This is a genomic window from Micromonospora sp. NPDC005215 (assembly GCF_040607915.1).
Lineage (GTDB): Bacteria > Actinomycetota > Actinomycetes > Mycobacteriales > Micromonosporaceae > Micromonospora.
In genome coordinates this window covers 98,362-114,033 of the sequence record NZ_JBEXHQ010000014.1, presented here as the reverse complement: position 1 = coordinate 114,033, position 15,672 = coordinate 98,362, and the positions used below count along the sequence as shown (strand labels likewise).

Here is a 15,672-nt window from a genome sequence, read left to right as displayed (position 1 = left end):
ACTTGACGATTCGCCAACGCGTGGCACTATTGAGCCCAGTTCACTCAACTTGTGGTGGGGCCCCTGCGGGCGGTGCCCGCCAGGCAGCCACGGGCGACGCCCGTCACCTGCACAACCTTACGAAGCGAGGAAGCGAAGATGGCACGTGCGGTCGGTATCGACCTCGGCACGACGAACTCCTGCGTCAGCGTTCTCGAGGGCGGTGAGCCCACCGTCATCGCCAACGCTGAAGGCTCGCGGACGACCCCGTCGATCGTCGCGTTCGCCCGCAACGGCGAGGTGCTCGTCGGTGAGGTCGCCAAGCGCCAGGCGGTGACCAACCCGGACCGGACGATCCGCTCGGTCAAGCGCGAGGTCGGCACGAACTGGTCCGTCGACATCGACGGCAAGAAGTACACCCCGCAGGAGATCTCGGCCCGGACGCTGATGAAGCTCAAGCGGGACGCTGAGGCGTACCTGGGCGAGCAGATCACCGACGCGGTGATCACCGTTCCGGCCTACTTCAACGACAGCCAGCGCCAGGCCACCAAGGAGGCTGGCGAGATCGCCGGCTTCAACGTGCTGCGGATCGTCAACGAGCCGACCGCCGCCGCCCTGGCGTACGGGCTCGACAAGGGCTCCAAGGAGCAGACCGTCCTGGTCTTCGACCTCGGTGGCGGCACCTTCGACGTGTCGCTGCTGGAGCTGGCCGAGGGCGTCATCGAGGTCAAGTCGACAAGCGGTGACAACCACCTCGGCGGCGACGACTGGGACCAGCGGATCATCGACCACCTGGTCAAGACGTTCCGTGGTGAGCACGGCATCGACCTCGGTCAGGACAAGATGGCCCTCCAGCGCCTCCGTGAGGCCGCCGAGAAGGCCAAGATCGAGCTGTCCGCCGCCACCACCACCAATATCAACCTGCCGTACATCACCGCCGGCGCGGCCGGCCCGCTGCACCTCGACGTGACGCTCAGCCGCGCCGAGTTCCAGCGGATGACGCAGGACCTGCTGGACCGCTGCAAGGGCCCGTTCGAGCAGGCCGTGAAGGACGCCGGGATCAAGATCTCCGGCGTCGAGCACGTCATCCTGGTCGGCGGCTCGACCCGGATGCCCGCCGTGACCGATCTGGTCAAGCAGCTCACCGGTCGCGACCCCAACAAGGGCGTCAACCCGGACGAGGTCGTCGCCGTCGGCGCCGCCCTCCAGGCCGGTGTGCTCAAGGGTGAGGTCAAGGACGTCCTGCTGCTCGACGTGACCCCGCTGAGCCTGGGCATCGAGACCAAGGGCGGCATCTTCACCAAGCTGATCGAGCGCAACACCACCATCCCGACCAAGCGCTCCGAGGTCTTCACCACGGCGGACGACAACCAGCCGTCGGTGCTGATCCAGGTCTTCCAGGGTGAGCGGGAGATCGCGGCCTACAACAAGAAGCTCGGCACCTTCGAGCTGACCGGCCTCCCGCCGGCGCCGCGCGGCGTGCCGCAGATCGAGGTCGCCTTCGACATCGACGCCAACGGCATCGTCAACGTGCACGCCAAGGACCTGGGCACCGGCAAGGAACAGAAGATGACGATCACCGGCGGCTCCTCGCTGCCGAAGGACGACATCGAGCGGATGCGCCGGGACGCCGAGGAGCACGCCGAGGAGGACAAGCGCCGCCGCGACGACGCCGAGACCCGCAACGTGGCCGAGGCGCTTCAGTGGCAGACCGAGAAGTTCCTCGCCGAGAGCGGCGACAAGCTGCCCAGTGAGAACCGGGAGCAGCTCAACGAGGCGCTCGGCGAGCTGCGCGGCGCCCTCGGCGGTCAGGACATCGAGAAGATCAAGTCCGCGCACGAGCGACTCGCGCAGGTCTCTCAGCAGGCCGGTTCGCTGCTCTACTCGCAGCAGGCCGAGCAGGGTCAGCAGCCAGGTGGCGAGGCCGGCCCGGGTGCGACCGGCGCACAGCCTGGCCCGCAGTCCGGCGGCGCCGACGACGTGGTCGACGCGGAAATCGTGGACGAGGACGGCAAGAAGTGACCGTCGGCCTCCGACACGTGTCCACGGCGAAGGGGATGAGGTAGCCGCATGACGCAGAAGCCACGAGCCGCCGACCCGGGCGACACCGGGTCGACGCCGGGTGGCTCCGCGCCCACGGAGCCGACCACCGGCGACGGGGAGCGGGTCGTCATCCGCAACAAGCGCAAGCTCGTCGACACGGCGGAGCCGGAGGGCACCGCCGCTGACGCGGAGACCGGTGTGCCGGCCGAGGGCCTGGTCGAGGACGCCGAGGTCGTGGTCGACGAGGTCGAGGTCGAGGTCAACTCCACCGACGGTCCGGAGCCGTCCGGTCCGCCGGTGGTGGACGCCCCGGCACAGCCGGTGGACGGCACCGGCACGGGCACCTCGCTCGGTGCCGAGCTGGAGGCGCTCCGGGCCGAGTTGGACGAGCGGACCCGGGACGTGCAGCGGGTGTCGGCGGAGTACGCCAACTACCGCAAGCGGGTCGACCGCGACCGCAACCTGGTGCAGGAGCAGGCGACCGGCTCGGTGCTGGCCGCGCTGCTGCCGATCCTCGACGACCTGGACCGGGCTCGGGAACACGGCGACCTGGTCGGACCGTTCGGCACGGTGGCGGAACAACTCACCACCGCGCTGGGCAAGTTCGGCCTGAACGCCTTCGGCGAGCAGGGCGACCCGTTCGACCCGACCCGCCACGAGGCGGTCGCGCACCAGACCTCGGCCGAGGTCACCGAGCCGACCTGCGTACAGGTCATGCGGCGCGGCTACCAGCTCGGTGAGCGGCTGCTGCGCCCCGCGCTGGTCGCGGTCGCGGACCCGGAATAGTGCGAAGCAGTGACCGGGCCGTCTCGCCCACCGCCACGCGGTGGGCGAGGCGGCCGGGCCGCGACGGTCGGAAGGGGGTGGACAGGTGAGTTCCAAGGACTGGATCGAGAAGGACTTCTACGCCGTGCTCGGCGTGGACAAGGCCGCCTCCGCCGATGACATCAAGAAGGCGTACCGCAAGGTGGCCCGGGAGTCGCACCCGGACCACAACCCGGGTGACGCCAAGGCGGAGGAGCGGTTCAAGGCCGCGTCCGAGGCGTACAACGTGCTGTCCGACGCCGGCCGCCGTCGCGAGTACGACGAGATGCGCTCGCTGTTCGGCTCGGGCGCGTTCCGGCGCAACGCCCGCGGCGCGGGTCAGCCGGGCGGCATGCCGTTCGACGTCTCCGACATGTTCGGCGGCGGCGGAGGCGGCGACCGCCGCTTCGGAGGCACCGGCTTCCAGGATCTGTTCAGCTCGATCTTCACCGGCGGTCAGGGTGGTGGGCAGGCGGCACCACGCGGTCCGGGCCGTGGCCGGGACGTGGAGACCGAGGTGGCACTGGACTTCGGCGACGCGGTGCGCGGGGTGACGCTGCCCCTGACGCTGCGCGCGCCGGGCGTCTGCGAGACCTGCCAGGGCAACGGGGCCAAGCCCGGCACCCAGCCGCAGACCTGCCTGGTCTGCCACGGTGCCGGCGTGACCACCCGCAACCAGGGGTCGTTCAGCTTCTCCGAGCCGTGCCGCAACTGCCAGGGCGTCGGCACTGTGGTCGAGGAGAAGTGCCCCGAGTGCCACGGCAGCGGCGGTGTCACAAAGACACGCACCATGAACGTGCGCTTCCCGGCCGGCGTGGCCGACGGTCAGCGCATCCGGCTGACCGGGCGCGGTGAGCCGGGCGAGCGCGGCGGCCCGGCTGGTGACCTGTTCGTGCACGTCAAGGTTCGGCCGGACGAGTTGTTTGGGCGTACCGGTGACGACCTGACGCTGAGCGTGCCGATCACCTTCGCGGAGGCCGTGCTCGGCACGGACCTGCGGGTGCCCACGCTCGACGGCGCGGTGACCCTGCGGGTCCCGCCGGGGACGCCCAGCGGGCGGGTGCTGCGCGCTCGGGGCAAGGGTGTGGTTCGCCGCGACGGGCAGGCCGGCGACCTGCTTGTCACCTTGGACGTGGTGGTGCCGGCCCGGTTGTCCGACGAAGCGCGCACAGCGCTGGAGGCGTTCGCCGAGCAGAGCCCGCCAGCCGCCCGCGAACATCTCGAGGCGCGGGTGCGTCGGGTCAGTTAGTCCGGTGGAAGGGACGCGGAGGTGAGCGGGATGTCGGGCGAGTTCCTCGGTTCGGGTGACAGTGCCTACGAGGCCAAGGTGCTGATGATCTCGGTTGCGGCTCGGATGGCGGGGATGCATCCACAGACCCTGCGCCAGTACGACCGACTGGGGCTGGTGCAGCCTGGTCGGGCCGCTGGCGGCGGGCGTCGGTACAGCGTCCGCGACGTGGTGCTGCTGCGCGAGGTGCAGCGGCTCAGCCAGGACGACGGAATTAACCTGGCCGGCGTCAAGCGGATCATCGGGCTGGAGCGGCTGCTGGAGCAGGCGCAGCAGCGGGTGGCCCGACTGGAGGCGGAGCTGGACGCCGCGTATCGACGGGTGGCCGAGCTGGAATCACTCGCCCGTTTTCCGGGACGGGACCTGGTGCCGACCAATCGGACATCCACCGCCCTGGTGGTCTGGCGACCCCGCCGTAATCCCGATCGTTGACCTGCCGCTCACCCCGCGCTGTCTTCTCGGCCCGGACCGCACCGGATTCCCCGGCGCGGTCCGGGCCGCTTCGGTTAGCCTGTTGATACGGGTCCAATCGGCTTATTTCGGACCTGTCCGCGTGACGAGGGGGAGCGATGGCGGAGCCGGCGAAGAAGGTGGCCCAACAGACCGAGGACCGGTTGGAAGACCTGGCCGAAACCGTCCGCAAGAAGTTCGACAAGGTGACCGACGGGACCTACCGGGACCGGGTCGTCGGGGGTCGGTTAGCCGAACAGGGCGACCACGGCGGCGACAAGAGCCGAGCCGAAACCGAACGCGAGCAGGACTGACCGGTGACCGACGTGCGGGCCGGGACCCACGGGGGGTCCCGGCCCGTTCGTTGTCACGAGTGCGGGCCGGGACACGGTGCCGCCAGGCGGGGGTCCCGGCCCGTTCGCCGTTACCGAGTGCGGGCCGGAAGGCGGTGCCGCCAGGGCGGGGGTCCCGGCCCGTTCGTTGTCCGGTTCAGCTGAGGCGGCGGTTCTCGCGGACCAGGCCGCCCTCGCACCAGTCCCGGTAGACGAAGAGATCCGGGCGGGCCAGCAGCACTCGTCCGTTGTGCGCCCAGATCTTCATCAGCTCGTCGCCGTCGCGCTCGGCCTGCTCGACGAGCTTACGGAAGCGGCGCTTGGGGTGGGCGCGGAAGTTCGTCCGGATGCCGTCGGCCGCGTAGATGTAGAGGCAGTGCAGGGCGAAACGCCGGGCCGGGCAGGTCGAGTCCATCGCCAACTCGAAGAGTGTCAGCACCAGCCGGTCGCCGGACACCAACAGGTCCCAGTCGGGTGGCATCGAAGCCAACGGCACCGAATCGGGCTTGTACGCCCAAGCTCGCAACTCCGCCGGACTCGGATCGACGGGGTTCGCGAAGCCGTGGAAGGTCGACTCCTGCACGCTCACCGGCCAACCTTCCGCTCTCGCCCGCGTGTGGCAACGCTGCCTACGGACCCTGGCTGCTGGGGCGAAACGGTAACCCGCCGTCGGGTGCTGCGGTAGTACCCGGGGGGAGCAATTCCGCAACCGTTGGCATGGGCGGGTTCACGGCATGGCCGCGTCTTCCCGTCGACCCTCGGGCGCGGCGGCTTTCTTCCGACTCCGACAGGACATCCGACCTCGCCGACGCCGCCGATGATGCTCCTATGACAATCCACGTTCGACGGTTCCAGCGCGGCGCCGAGGCCGATTTCGTCACGGGGCTGGAATGGCTTTTCGCCCCTCCCGGTCGCCGTCCCGCAGATTGGGACCGCGACCGCGCCGTCGAGCGCACCGCGCAGATACTCGCCCACGAAAACGTCGCGCTCTTCGAAGCTCGATCGCAGGAGAACCAGTTGGTCGGCGTGGCCAGCGTCTACGTGGACATCCTCTCGGTGCGCTTCGGCCGTCGGGCTTCGATCGAAGATCTCGCCGTGCACCCCGAGTGGCGCTCCCGGGGGGTCGGCTCCAGCCTGCTGGCGGCTGCCAGGGAGTGGGCGCACGAACGGGGTGCCGACTACGTCTTCCTGGAGTCCGGCCTCGCCCGAACCGAGGCGCACCGCTTCTACCTCCGCGAGGGTGCGACCCACGCGGCCGCGGCGTTCAGGTGGAGCTCAGGGCAGTGAGTCGACGACGGGGGTCGTCTCCCGCCGCTGGGCCGCCGCGCGGTTACGCAGCCACCGCTTGAACCACGGGAAGTCCGGCAGCCGGGCGAGGATCGGCCCGGTCACCACTGTGATCAGGACGTACGTCGCGGCCAGCGCCGCCAACTGCGGCTCGACGCTCCCGGCAGCCACCGCGAGCCCGGCGATGACGATGGAGAACTCACCGCGAGGTACGAGTGCCAGGCCGGCCCGCCATCGACCGGGTTCCGCGATGCCGACCCGGCGGGCCGCGAGGTAGCCGGTGAGCGTCTTCGTCGCCATCGTGACCACTGCCAACGCGAGCGCCGGCAGCAGCACCGGTGGGATGTCCCGTGGGTCGGTGACCAGGCCGAAGAAGACGAAGAACACCGCGGCGAACAGGTCCCGCAGCGGGGAGAGCAACTCGGTCGCGTGGTGCGCCACCGGACCGGAGAGCGCGATGCCGACCAGGAACGCGCCGACCGCCGCCGACACCTGGAGCTTCGCCGCGATACCGGCGACGAGGAGGGTCAGACCGAGTACGCCGAGCAGCAGCGCCTCCGGATCCTTCGCCGACAGGGCGGACGAGATGAGGTGGCCGTACCTGATGGCGACCACCAGCACGAGCAGCACCGTGCCCACCGCGACGGTGAGCGCGATGCTGCCGCCGAGCAGACCGGCACCCTGCAGCACGGCGGTGACCAGCGGCAGGTAGAGCGCCATCGCCAGGTCCTCGATCACCAGGACCGAGAGGATCACCGGCGTTTCCCGGTTACCGAGTCGTCCCAGGTCGGCGAGCACCTTGGCGATCACCCCGGAGGAGGAGACCCAGGTGATGCCGCCGAGCACCAGGGCGGCAACCCAGTCCCAGCCGAGCAGCAGGGCGAACGCCGCACCGGGCAGTGCGTTGAGGAGGCCGTCGATCAGCCCGGCCGGGGCCGCCGAGCGGAGGTTGCCCACCAGCTCGTTGGCCGAGTATTCCAGGCCGAGCATCACCAGCAGCAGGATGACGCCGATCTCGGCGCCAACGGCGAAGAACTCCTCGCTGGCGGCGAGCGGAAGCAACCCGCCGTGCCCGAACGCGAGCCCGGCCAGCAGGTAGAGGGGGATCGGTGAGAGGCCTACGCGGCGGCTGAGTCGGCCCAGGACACCGAGCAGCAGCAGCAGCGCGCCGACTTCGACGAGCAGTGTGGTGGAGTCGTGCATCCGCCTCAGCCGTCCGGGTCACTGTCGGCGAGGATGGCGGACACGCCGTCGAGACCCCTGCGGGTCCCAACGACGACCACCACATCGCCGGCCGCGAAGCGGAAGGAGGGGAGTGGCGAGACGATCACTTCGCCTTCGCGCAGCACCGCCACGATGGAGGCGCTGGTGCGGGTACGCGCCTTGGTGTCGCCGAGCTTCCGGTTGACGTACGGCGAGCCGGCCGTGATGGCGATCTGCTCGGTGAGCAGACCGGCGGCCTGCTCGCGCAGCCCGGAGAGCTGGCCGAGCATCAGCGACGCGCCGAGGATGTCGGCCAGAGCCTCAGCCTCGTCGTCGGTCAACGGGATGTCCGCCTGGCAGGAGTCGGGATCGTCCGGGTCGTAGAGGACGAGATCACGGCGGCCATTGCGGTGGGAGACGACGCCGAGGCGCCGTCCGGACTCCGTCACCAGATCGTGACGTACCCCGATCCCGGGTAGGGCGGTCTGCTCGACACGTACTCGCACACGCCAAGGCTACCGCTTGGTTAACAAAGCGCAGATCTCGGACGGCTCGCACCCATGGACCGGCCGTACCACCTTGATCGACTCGGTTTCCCTGAAGTTGGGGTATCCGAGGTGGTAGGACACCCCGACTTCACGGAGACCGAGTCGATCTCTAGGGCTTCTCCGCCACGAATACGCCGACACCTTCCAAGGTCTCGGTCAGACCGGTCGCACGGAGAATCATCATGGCCTTGCCGACCACGGTGTCCGACACGCTGTACTCGTTGCAGAGTTGCGACCGGCTCGGCAGTTTCGTGCCGGGTGGCCACTCGCCTGATTCGATCTTGTCCCGCAGCTCGTCTGCGAGCACCTGGTACTGCTGCTTGGGCATACACACTCCCCGGATGGCACGCCCATTCGATCACGCGACCACGTGCAACCTCAAGCAGTTGCAGGTCGGTCATTGACCCACAACCGCTACCGATTGTAGGTTCCATGTGAACGCTTCCGGATGGCACTGGGGCGCTCAGCAGGCCGGGGCGAGCCTCCCCCGTGGTTCGTCCCGGTCCTGTTACCAGCAACCGCACCCGCGAGGAGAGGACTACCCCTGATGCCTCACCTGGTGCAGTGGCGATGACCGGGCGGTACGTCATCCACCTGCCGATCTCCGCGCCGGATCTGGCGCGCGCCAAGATGTTGGGCCGTACCGCCGGTCGGTCGTTGGCCTTCCTGGCCCGGATCGACCTCGGCGGGATCACCGTGTCCACCGAGGACAACCAGGGCGTACGGCACTGGGTGTTCTGTGACCGTCGGCTGGACGGTGGCCGTCGCTGTGTGCTGCGCGCCGATCACGAGACGCCCTGTGCCGCCCGCCTGCCCCGGCCAATCGGACAATAAGGTCGTGGTCGAGGCTGATCGACTCGGTTTCCATGAAGTCGGGGTGTCCCCGAGCTGGGACACCCCGACTTGCAGGAAGCCGAGTGGATCAAACGAGTCAGCGGAGGCTGGCGAAGAACTCGCGAATGTCGGCGACCAGGACGTCGGTGGCCTGGTGGGCGGCGTAGTGACCGCCGACGTCACCGCGACCCTCGACGTCCGTCTGGTAGGCCGTCCACCGGACGATGTTCGCGTGGTCCCGCTCGGCAAAGCGACGGATGGACTGGAAGTCGCCCGGGAACATGGCCAGCGCGGTCGGTGCGGTGGTCGGCTCGGCTGGTGGCTGTCCGGCGTGGGCGTCCTCCCAGTAGAACCGGATCGCCGAGGCAGCCGTGCCGGTGAACCAGTAGAGGGCCACGTTGGCCAGGATGAAGTCGGTGTCCAGGCTCTCGTCGAGGAGCTGGGCGTTCCAGGCGAGCAGCCCGACCGGAGAGTCGGCAAGCGCGTACGCCAGGGTCTGCGGCTGCTGGCTGTGCACCTGGTTGAAGGAGAACTTGTTCTCGTAGAACCACTGGAGGTGCGCAAGCGCCGCCTGATCCGCCTCGGACAGGCCGGCGAACTCGGCCGGGTCGCCGGAGGGGAAGGAGAAGAGTTGGGTGACGTGCACGCCGAGGACGTGTTCCCGGTCGATTCGGCCCAGCTCCGGCGCGACCATCGAGCCGGCGTCGTTGCCGACCGCGCCGTAGCTGTCGTACCCCAGGCGGTTCATCAGCTCGGCCCAGGCACGGGCGGTGCGGAAGCGGTTCCAGCCGGCGCTGCGGGTGGGTCCGGAGAACCCGAAGCCGGGTAGCGACGGGATGACCAGGTGGAAGGCCGGTGCGGCCGGGTCGTTGGGCTCGGTGAGCGGGGCGATCACGTCCAGGTATTCCAGTACCGAGCCGGGCCAGCCGTGGGTGAGCACCAGGGCGGTGGCGTCCGGCCGGGACGACCGGACGTGCAGGAAGTGGATCTGCTCGCCGTCGATCTCGGTGACGAACTGCGGGTGGGCGTTCAGTCGGGCCTCGACGGCCCGCCAGTCGAACCCGTCGCGCCACCGTTGGGCGAGAGCCCGCACCCGATCGGTGCTCATCCCGTAGGCGTCGCCAGTGCCGGGCAGCTCGGCGGGCCAGTTCGTGCGGCCGAGCCGGGCGGCCAGGTCGTCGAGGTCGGTCTGCGGGACCTCGACGTGGAACGGGCGGATCGCGGTGCCGGTCATCTCGGGACTCCTTTGGAACGGAATGTTTCGTTCTGCAATCAGAGTAGCAGACCGGAATGATCCGTTCCACTGGTATGCTGAGGTCATGTCGACGCCCCCCGGAAAGACGGCCCCCGGCAAGACGCTGGCCGGCCGTCGCGCCCAGGCCGCCCGCAACGACGAGGTCATCCTCGAAGCCGCGCGCGCGGTCTTCCTCGACGACCCCAAGGCGCCGATCGCCGCCGTCGCCGAACGCGCGGGCGTCGGCATCAGTGCGCTCTATCGGCGGTACGCGGGCAAGGAGGACCTGTTGCGTCAGCTCTGCCACGACGGGTTGCGCCGGTACGTCACCGAGGCCGAGTCGGCCCTCGCCGAGCCGGACGACTGGGCCGCGTTCACGGGGTTTCTGGCTCGGGTGGTCGACGCCGACGTGCACTCGCTCACCGTCCATCTGGCCGGCACCTTCACCCCGACCGAGGAGATGGGCAGGGACGCGATGCGCGCCAACGAGCTGGCCACCGCCCTGTTCGAGCGGGCCCGCGCCAGCGGTCGGCTGCGCCCCGACGCGGTCGTACCGGATCTGGGGTTGCTGCTGGAGTCGTGCGCGGCGGTGCGCGTACCCGATGCGGAGCGGACCGGGCAGTTGCGCCGCCGCCAGCTCGCGGTGCTGCTGGCGGGCCTCTCGACGGGGTCGGACGCGGACCCGCTGCCCGGCCCGCCCCCGGCGGCCGGGGAGTTCGACTGGCGGTGGCGTCCCCGGGAGTGATGGGTGTCACAGCGCTAAGGTTGAGCGGAATACGCTCAACTCTGGTTGTGTCCTTCTCAGTGGACAACGCCGATCCGGGGGAGCCCATGAACACCGAAAGACTCACCACCAAGAGCCGCGAGACCATCACGGGCGCTGTCGCGCTGGCCAACCAGCGTGGTCACGCCACCGTGGAGCCCTGGCACCTGCTGCTGTCACTCCTGGACACCGATGGCTCGACCGCCACCGGTCTGTTGCGCGCCGTCGGGTCCGACCCCGCCGAGCTGCGCCGGGCCGCCCAGCGTGCGGTCGACGCCCTGCCGGCCGCCCGCGGTTCGAGCATCGCCGAGCCGACGTTGGCTCGGGAGTTCGTCAACGCCATCGGCGCCGCCGAGCAGATCGCCCGGCCGTTGGGCGACGAGTACACCTCCACCGAGCACCTGCTCGCCGGCCTGGCCCGGGTGGGCGGCGCGGTGTCCGGTGCGCTGAAGACGGCCGGCGCCACCGAGGAGGCCCTGGTCGCGGCCTTCCCGACCGTCCGGGGTGGCGACCGTCGGGTCACCACCGCCGACCCGGAGCAGACCTACCAGGCCCTGACCAAGTACGGCGTCGACCTCACCGCGAGCGCCCGGGACGGCAAGATCGACCCGGTGATCGGCCGGGACGCCGAGATCCGCCGGGTCATCCAGGTGCTCTCCCGGCGGACGAAGAACAACCCGGTGCTGATCGGCGAGCCCGGCGTCGGCAAGACCGCGATCGTCGAAGGCCTCGCCCAGCGGATCGTCACCGGTGACGTGCCCGAGTCGCTGCGCGACAAGAAGCTGATCTCGCTGGACCTCGGCGCCATGGTCGCCGGCGCGCAGTACCGGGGCCAGTTCGAGGAACGACTGAAGTCCGTCCTGGAGGAGATCAAGAACTCAAACGGCCAGGTCATCACCTTCCTCGACGAGCTGCACACCGTCGTCGGCGCCGGCAAGGGCGAGGGCTCGATGGACGCCGGCAACATGCTCAAGCCGATGCTGGCCCGCGGTGAGCTGCGGATGGTGGGCGCCACCACGCTCGACGAGTACCGCGAGCACATCGAGAAGGACCCGGCGCTGGAGCGTCGTTTCCAGCCGGTGCTGGTCGGCGAGCCGACGATCGAGGACACCATCGGCATCCTGCGCGGGCTCAAGGAGCGCTACGAGGTGCACCACGGCGTACGGATCACCGACGCCGCACTGGTCGCCGCCGCCACCCTGTCGGACCGCTACATCACCGACCGGTTCCTGCCGGACAAGGCGATCGACCTGGTCGACGAGTCCGCGTCCCGACTCCGGATGGAGATCGACTCCCGGCCGGTAGAGGTGGACGAGATCGAGCGGGCGGTCCGTCGGCTGGAAATCGAGGAGATGGCGCTGGCCAAGGAGCCGGACGCGGCCTCCGCCGAGCGGTTGGAACGGCTGCGCAAGGAGTTGGCCGACAAGCGCGAGCAGCTCACCGTGCTCTCCGAGCGCTGGCAGACGGAGAAGAGCCACATCACCAAGCTCTCCACCGCCAAGGAGGAGCTGGAACGCCTCGGCGGCGAGGCCGAGCGGGCCGAGCGCGACGGTGAGCTGGAGCGCGCCGCCGAGCTGCGCTACGGCCGGATCCCCGCCCTCAAGGTCGAGCTGAAGCAGGCCGAGGAGGAGCTGGCCCAGCTCCAGGCCGATGGCGCGATGCTCAAGGAGGAGGTCGGCGCGGACGACATCGCCGCGGTGGTCGCCGCCTGGACCGGCATCCCCGCCGGCCGGCTGCTGGAAGGCGAGACGGCCAAGCTGCTGCGAATGGAGGAGTCGCTGGGCGGCCGGGTGGTCGGCCAGGCCGAGGCGGTCGGCGCGGTCTCCGACGCGGTACGCCGTGCCCGGGCCGGTATCGCCGACCCGGATCGCCCGACCGGCAGCTTCCTCTTCCTCGGCCCCACCGGTGTCGGCAAGACGGAGCTGGCGAAGGCCCTCGCCGAGTTCCTCTTCGACGACGAGCGGGCGATGGTCCGCATCGACATGAGCGAGTACGGCGAGAAGCACTCGGTCGCCCGCCTGGTGGGTGCCCCACCCGGTTACGTGGGCTACACCGAGGGCGGCCAGCTCACCGAGGCGGTGCGCCGCCGGCCGTACTCGGTGATCCTGCTCGACGAGGTGGAGAAGGCCCACCCGGACGTCTTCGACGTGCTGCTTCAGGTGCTCGACGACGGCCGGCTCACCGACGGCCAGGGCCGCACTGTGGACTTCCGGAACGCGATCCTGATCCTCACGTCCAACCTCGGGTCGTCGGTCATCGGTGACCTGACGCTCGCCGACGAGCAGCGCCGGGAGGGTGTGCTGGCCGTGGTCCGGTCGCACTTCAAGCCGGAGTTCCTCAACCGGCTGGACGACATCGTGGTCTTCGCCTCGCTGCGCGGGGACGATCTGCGGACCATCGTCGACATCCAGCTGAACCGAATGCGGCGGCGCCTGGCCGACCGCAGGCTCGGCCTGGAGATCACCGATGCCGCTCGGGGTTGGCTGGCCGAGCACGGCTACGACCCGATCTACGGAGCCCGCCCGCTACGTCGCCTGGTCCAGACCGCAATCGGAGACCAGCTGGCAAAGGCGCTCCTGTCCGGCCAGATCCGCGACGGCCAAACAGTAAAAGTCGACCAGTCCCCCCAAACCAACACCCTCTCGGTAACCCCCGCCTGAACGCGGTGATCAAGAGGTTTGCGTCACTGGGCTGTCTTCCCATGACGCAAACCTCTTGATCAACAGGGTGGAATGGGGGTGGGCGGGGAAGAGGTGGGAGCATGTTTGGTATCGGCAAGAAGTGGGAGCGGGAACTTGGTGCGGCCGTTGACGAGTTGATCGCGGCGGACACGCTTGCCTTTGGCGGGGTCGGCTTCGCTGGCCAGCTGTTGCCGGTGACGGAGGCGTACGAGCGGGTCTCGGCTGCCGTCGACGACCACCCCGAGGAGGTCCGCCGGCAGCTCGACCGGGTGCTGGCCGACGGCACACCCGCCGGGCGGGCGTACGCGGCCACGCTGTTGGAGCGGGTCGACCCGGCGGCGGCCCGAGCGGCCTGGACCTCGCTGCGGGACGACCCGAGCGAGTTCACCACCTTCGTGGGCTGTGTGCTGGACCGCGAAACCCTCGGCGACTACGCCAGTCGGCGGCTCGCCCCATCTTGATCCATCTGCGGACACTGACAGAACCACCGCCCATCCGGCCGTCCACAGTGCGATCGTGCACAACAGGCGACGCCACGGCTGCCGTCGGTAGCTGAGCTGTCGGTCACGGTACGGGTCCCACCGATGCCGAAGGTTGTTACCGTCTGCGCCGAGATCCCTGGGGAGATGGTCGGGTGGGCAGATCAGTGACGTACCTGGTGGTGGCGCTTGTCGTACTCGCGGCGGTCGTCATCGTGATCGTCGTGCGGGCCCGGCGGCCGGTGCCGGCCCGCCCCGGCGGGCGATCGTCGGACGCCCGACCGGCAGAGCCGCCGCGAGGCGACCCGCTTCGCCTGGGCCTGGGCGACCGCGTGCGGATCCGCAATCGGGAGTACGCGGTAAGCGGCACCATCCGCCTCGTCGAGGGGGACTGGAGCTGGGTGCAGCACCTGCTCGACGACGACACCGGCACCCGCTACCGGCTCTCCGTGGAGGACGGCCCCGAACTGGAGCTGGTGCTCTGGACGGCTGAGCCGGGCGCGAGCGTGACCCCGGGTGCCCCGACCATCGACCTCGGCCGGCGGCGCTACACCTGGGCCGAGACGGGGCAGGCGCGCTACACCGCCACCGAGGAGACCGGGCTGCCGTCGGCAGGGACGATGCGCTATCACGACTACCAGTCCGGCGGCGGGGCACGGCTCTCCTTCGAGGCGTACGGCGAAGAGGGTTGGCGGGTGGCCCGCGGTAATCTGCTCGACCCCGCTGACCTGACGATCCTTCCCAAACCCGCGGAGCGCTGAGCCGAAGCCGGGTGCGCGTGCCGGCTTGTTACGGCATGCCGAAGTGGCCGGTTGCCGATACGGTGTGGGCGCGATTTGAGGGAAGGAGAATCATGGTCGATTCCCAGAGCTTGCCGGCCCGTCAGCGGCCATCCATTGTATCGATCTCCAGCTATCTGCTCTTCCTGTTCCTGGCCTGCCAGGTGCTCACCCTGATCGTCACGCTCAGCACCATCGGTGCGACGCGCGACGCCCTTCGTGACGCGTACGAGGGCAGCACCGTCGACGGTGCCGAACAGGTCGGCGACGTCTTCCTCGCCATCGGTATCGGGAGCAGCATCCTGCTGTTGCTGCTCGCGATCGTGCTGGCCGTGCTTGCCCTGTTCAACAACCAGGGCCGCAACGGCGCCCGGATCACCACCTGGATCGTCGGCGGCATCATGGTCTGCTGCGTGGGCGGCGGTCTGCTCAGCAATGCGGCCGGCGGTTTCACCGGCAGCGGTGGCGCTGGCGGCGATGGGCCGAGCGCCGAGGAGGTCCAGCGCCGGTTGGAGGAGGCGCTGCCCTCCTGGGCCGCCCCGGTCAGCCTGCTGCTCAATGTGATCAGCCTGATCGCGCTGGTCGCGGCGCTGATTCTGCTGGCGCTGCCGAAGGCGAACCCGTTCTTCCGCAAGGCCACCGCGGCCTGGGAGCCGCCGGCCCCGGGGGCCAGCTACCCGGGTGCCCCGCAGGCGCCGGGCTACCCGCAGTCGTCCGGTGAGCCGGGCTACCCGCAGTCGTCCGGTGAGCCCAGCTACCCGTCGAGTGCGGAGCCGAGCTACCCGCCGCCCGCGAACCGGCCGGACGACACGCCGCCCGCGAACCGGCCGGACGACACGCCGCCGGTGAACCGGCCGGACGACACGCCGCCCGCGGACCGCCCCGGGTCCACCCCACCGTCGACGAGTTGACGGCCCGGTAAGCACGACGCCGACGATCCCTCCGAGTAGGTTGCAACCCGACGCCTA

At 69.9% G+C, this 15,672-nt stretch carries 17 protein-coding genes; 12 read left to right on the top strand and 5 right to left on the bottom strand.

Annotated features, from left to right (window positions below):
* Window positions 1-138: 138 nt before the first annotated feature.
* The 5 genes from dnaK to ABZU25_RS13815 all read left to right on the top strand — a co-directional run bounded on the left by dnaK (window position 139) and on the right by ABZU25_RS13815 (window position 4,878).
* On the top strand, window positions 139-2,001 hold the full coding sequence (dnaK, locus tag ABZU25_RS13835; protein WP_355029670.1) for a molecular chaperone DnaK: 1,863 nt from the start codon (window positions 139-141) through the stop codon (window positions 1,999-2,001).
* A 48-nt stretch (window positions 2,002-2,049) separates the two neighbouring features.
* A complete protein-coding gene (grpE, locus tag ABZU25_RS13830) occupies window positions 2,050-2,808 on the top strand; it encodes a nucleotide exchange factor GrpE (protein WP_355029669.1) in 759 nt (252 codons plus the stop codon).
* An 85-nt stretch (window positions 2,809-2,893) separates the two neighbouring features.
* Window positions 2,894-4,075 carry a molecular chaperone DnaJ gene (gene dnaJ, locus ABZU25_RS13825; protein WP_355029668.1) on the top strand — a complete coding sequence of 394 codons (1,182 nt, stop codon included), beginning with the start codon at window positions 2,894-2,896 and terminating at the stop codon, window positions 4,073-4,075.
* 30 nt (window positions 4,076-4,105) lie between these two features.
* Window positions 4,106-4,546: a helix-turn-helix transcriptional regulator gene (locus tag ABZU25_RS13820; protein WP_355029667.1), complete on the top strand. Its 441-nt coding sequence runs from the start codon at window positions 4,106-4,108 to the stop codon at window positions 4,544-4,546.
* A gap of 137 nt (window positions 4,547-4,683) precedes the next feature.
* The gene (locus ABZU25_RS13815; protein ID WP_355029666.1) at window positions 4,684-4,878 is read left to right on the top strand and encodes a hypothetical protein; all 195 of its coding nucleotides are present in this window, start codon (window positions 4,684-4,686) and stop codon (window positions 4,876-4,878) included.
* A gap of 175 nt (window positions 4,879-5,053) precedes the next feature.
* Here ABZU25_RS13815 and ABZU25_RS13810 read toward each other — a convergent pair whose 3' ends face one another.
* Window positions 5,054-5,485, bottom strand: a complete 432-nt coding sequence (locus tag ABZU25_RS13810; protein ID WP_355029665.1) for a hypothetical protein — start codon at window positions 5,483-5,485, stop codon at window positions 5,054-5,056.
* A 239-nt stretch (window positions 5,486-5,724) separates the two neighbouring features.
* On the opposite strand from ABZU25_RS13810, the gene ABZU25_RS13805 reads away from it, so the two are divergent.
* A complete protein-coding gene (locus tag ABZU25_RS13805; protein WP_355029664.1) occupies window positions 5,725-6,183 on the top strand; it encodes a GNAT family N-acetyltransferase in 459 nt (152 codons plus the stop codon).
* On the opposite strand, the gene ABZU25_RS13800 is transcribed toward ABZU25_RS13805, so the two are convergent.
* The 3 genes from ABZU25_RS13800 to ABZU25_RS13790 all read right to left on the bottom strand — a co-directional run bounded on the left by ABZU25_RS13800 (window position 6,172) and on the right by ABZU25_RS13790 (window position 8,262).
* The gene (locus ABZU25_RS13800; RefSeq protein WP_355029663.1) at window positions 6,172-7,386 is read right to left on the bottom strand and encodes a cation:proton antiporter; all 1,215 of its coding nucleotides are present in this window, start codon (window positions 7,384-7,386) and stop codon (window positions 6,172-6,174) included. The two genes, ABZU25_RS13805 and ABZU25_RS13800, sit on opposite strands and share 12 nt — an antisense overlap.
* A 5-nt stretch (window positions 7,387-7,391) precedes the next feature.
* Complete coding sequence (locus ABZU25_RS13795; RefSeq protein WP_110562850.1) at window positions 7,392-7,892, bottom strand: TrkA C-terminal domain-containing protein; 501 nt, start codon at window positions 7,890-7,892, stop codon at window positions 7,392-7,394.
* A gap of 151 nt (window positions 7,893-8,043) precedes the next feature.
* The gene (locus ABZU25_RS13790; protein WP_355029662.1) at window positions 8,044-8,262 is read right to left on the bottom strand and encodes a winged helix-turn-helix domain-containing protein; all 219 of its coding nucleotides are present in this window, start codon (window positions 8,260-8,262) and stop codon (window positions 8,044-8,046) included.
* Between the two features lie 242 nt (window positions 8,263-8,504).
* Here ABZU25_RS13790 and ABZU25_RS13785 point away from each other — a divergent pair, with 242 nt between their 5' ends.
* A complete protein-coding gene (locus ABZU25_RS13785) occupies window positions 8,505-8,768 on the top strand; it encodes a hypothetical protein (RefSeq protein WP_355029661.1) in 264 nt (87 codons plus the stop codon).
* Window positions 8,769-8,865: 97 nt separating this feature from the next.
* Here the strand turns inward: ABZU25_RS13785 and ABZU25_RS13780 are convergent, their stop codons facing one another.
* Window positions 8,866-10,002, bottom strand: coding sequence for an epoxide hydrolase (locus tag ABZU25_RS13780; RefSeq protein WP_355029660.1), 1,137 nt, complete (start codon window positions 10,000-10,002; stop codon window positions 8,866-8,868).
* A gap of 85 nt (window positions 10,003-10,087) precedes the next feature.
* On the opposite strand from ABZU25_RS13780, the gene ABZU25_RS13775 reads away from it, so the two are divergent.
* The 5 genes from ABZU25_RS13775 to ABZU25_RS13755 all read left to right on the top strand — a co-directional run bounded on the left by ABZU25_RS13775 (window position 10,088) and on the right by ABZU25_RS13755 (window position 15,615).
* Window positions 10,088-10,747 (top strand): helix-turn-helix domain-containing protein, encoded by a 660-nt coding sequence (locus ABZU25_RS13775; RefSeq protein WP_355029659.1) that lies wholly within the window; start codon window positions 10,088-10,090, stop codon window positions 10,745-10,747.
* A gap of 86 nt (window positions 10,748-10,833) precedes the next feature.
* On the top strand, window positions 10,834-13,425 hold the full coding sequence (gene clpB / locus ABZU25_RS13770; protein WP_355029658.1) for an ATP-dependent chaperone ClpB: 2,592 nt from the start codon (window positions 10,834-10,836) through the stop codon (window positions 13,423-13,425).
* Window positions 13,426-13,526: 101 nt separating this feature from the next.
* A complete protein-coding gene (locus ABZU25_RS13765) occupies window positions 13,527-13,907 on the top strand; it encodes a hypothetical protein (protein ID WP_355029657.1) in 381 nt (126 codons plus the stop codon).
* Between the two features lie 173 nt (window positions 13,908-14,080).
* Window positions 14,081-14,686 (top strand): DUF4178 domain-containing protein, encoded by a 606-nt coding sequence (locus ABZU25_RS13760; RefSeq protein WP_355029656.1) that lies wholly within the window; start codon window positions 14,081-14,083, stop codon window positions 14,684-14,686.
* Between the two features lie 92 nt (window positions 14,687-14,778).
* Window positions 14,779-15,615 carry a hypothetical protein gene (locus ABZU25_RS13755; RefSeq protein WP_355029655.1) on the top strand — a complete coding sequence of 279 codons (837 nt, stop codon included), beginning with the start codon at window positions 14,779-14,781 and terminating at the stop codon, window positions 15,613-15,615.
* The last annotated feature ends 57 nt before the right edge of the window (window positions 15,616-15,672 follow it).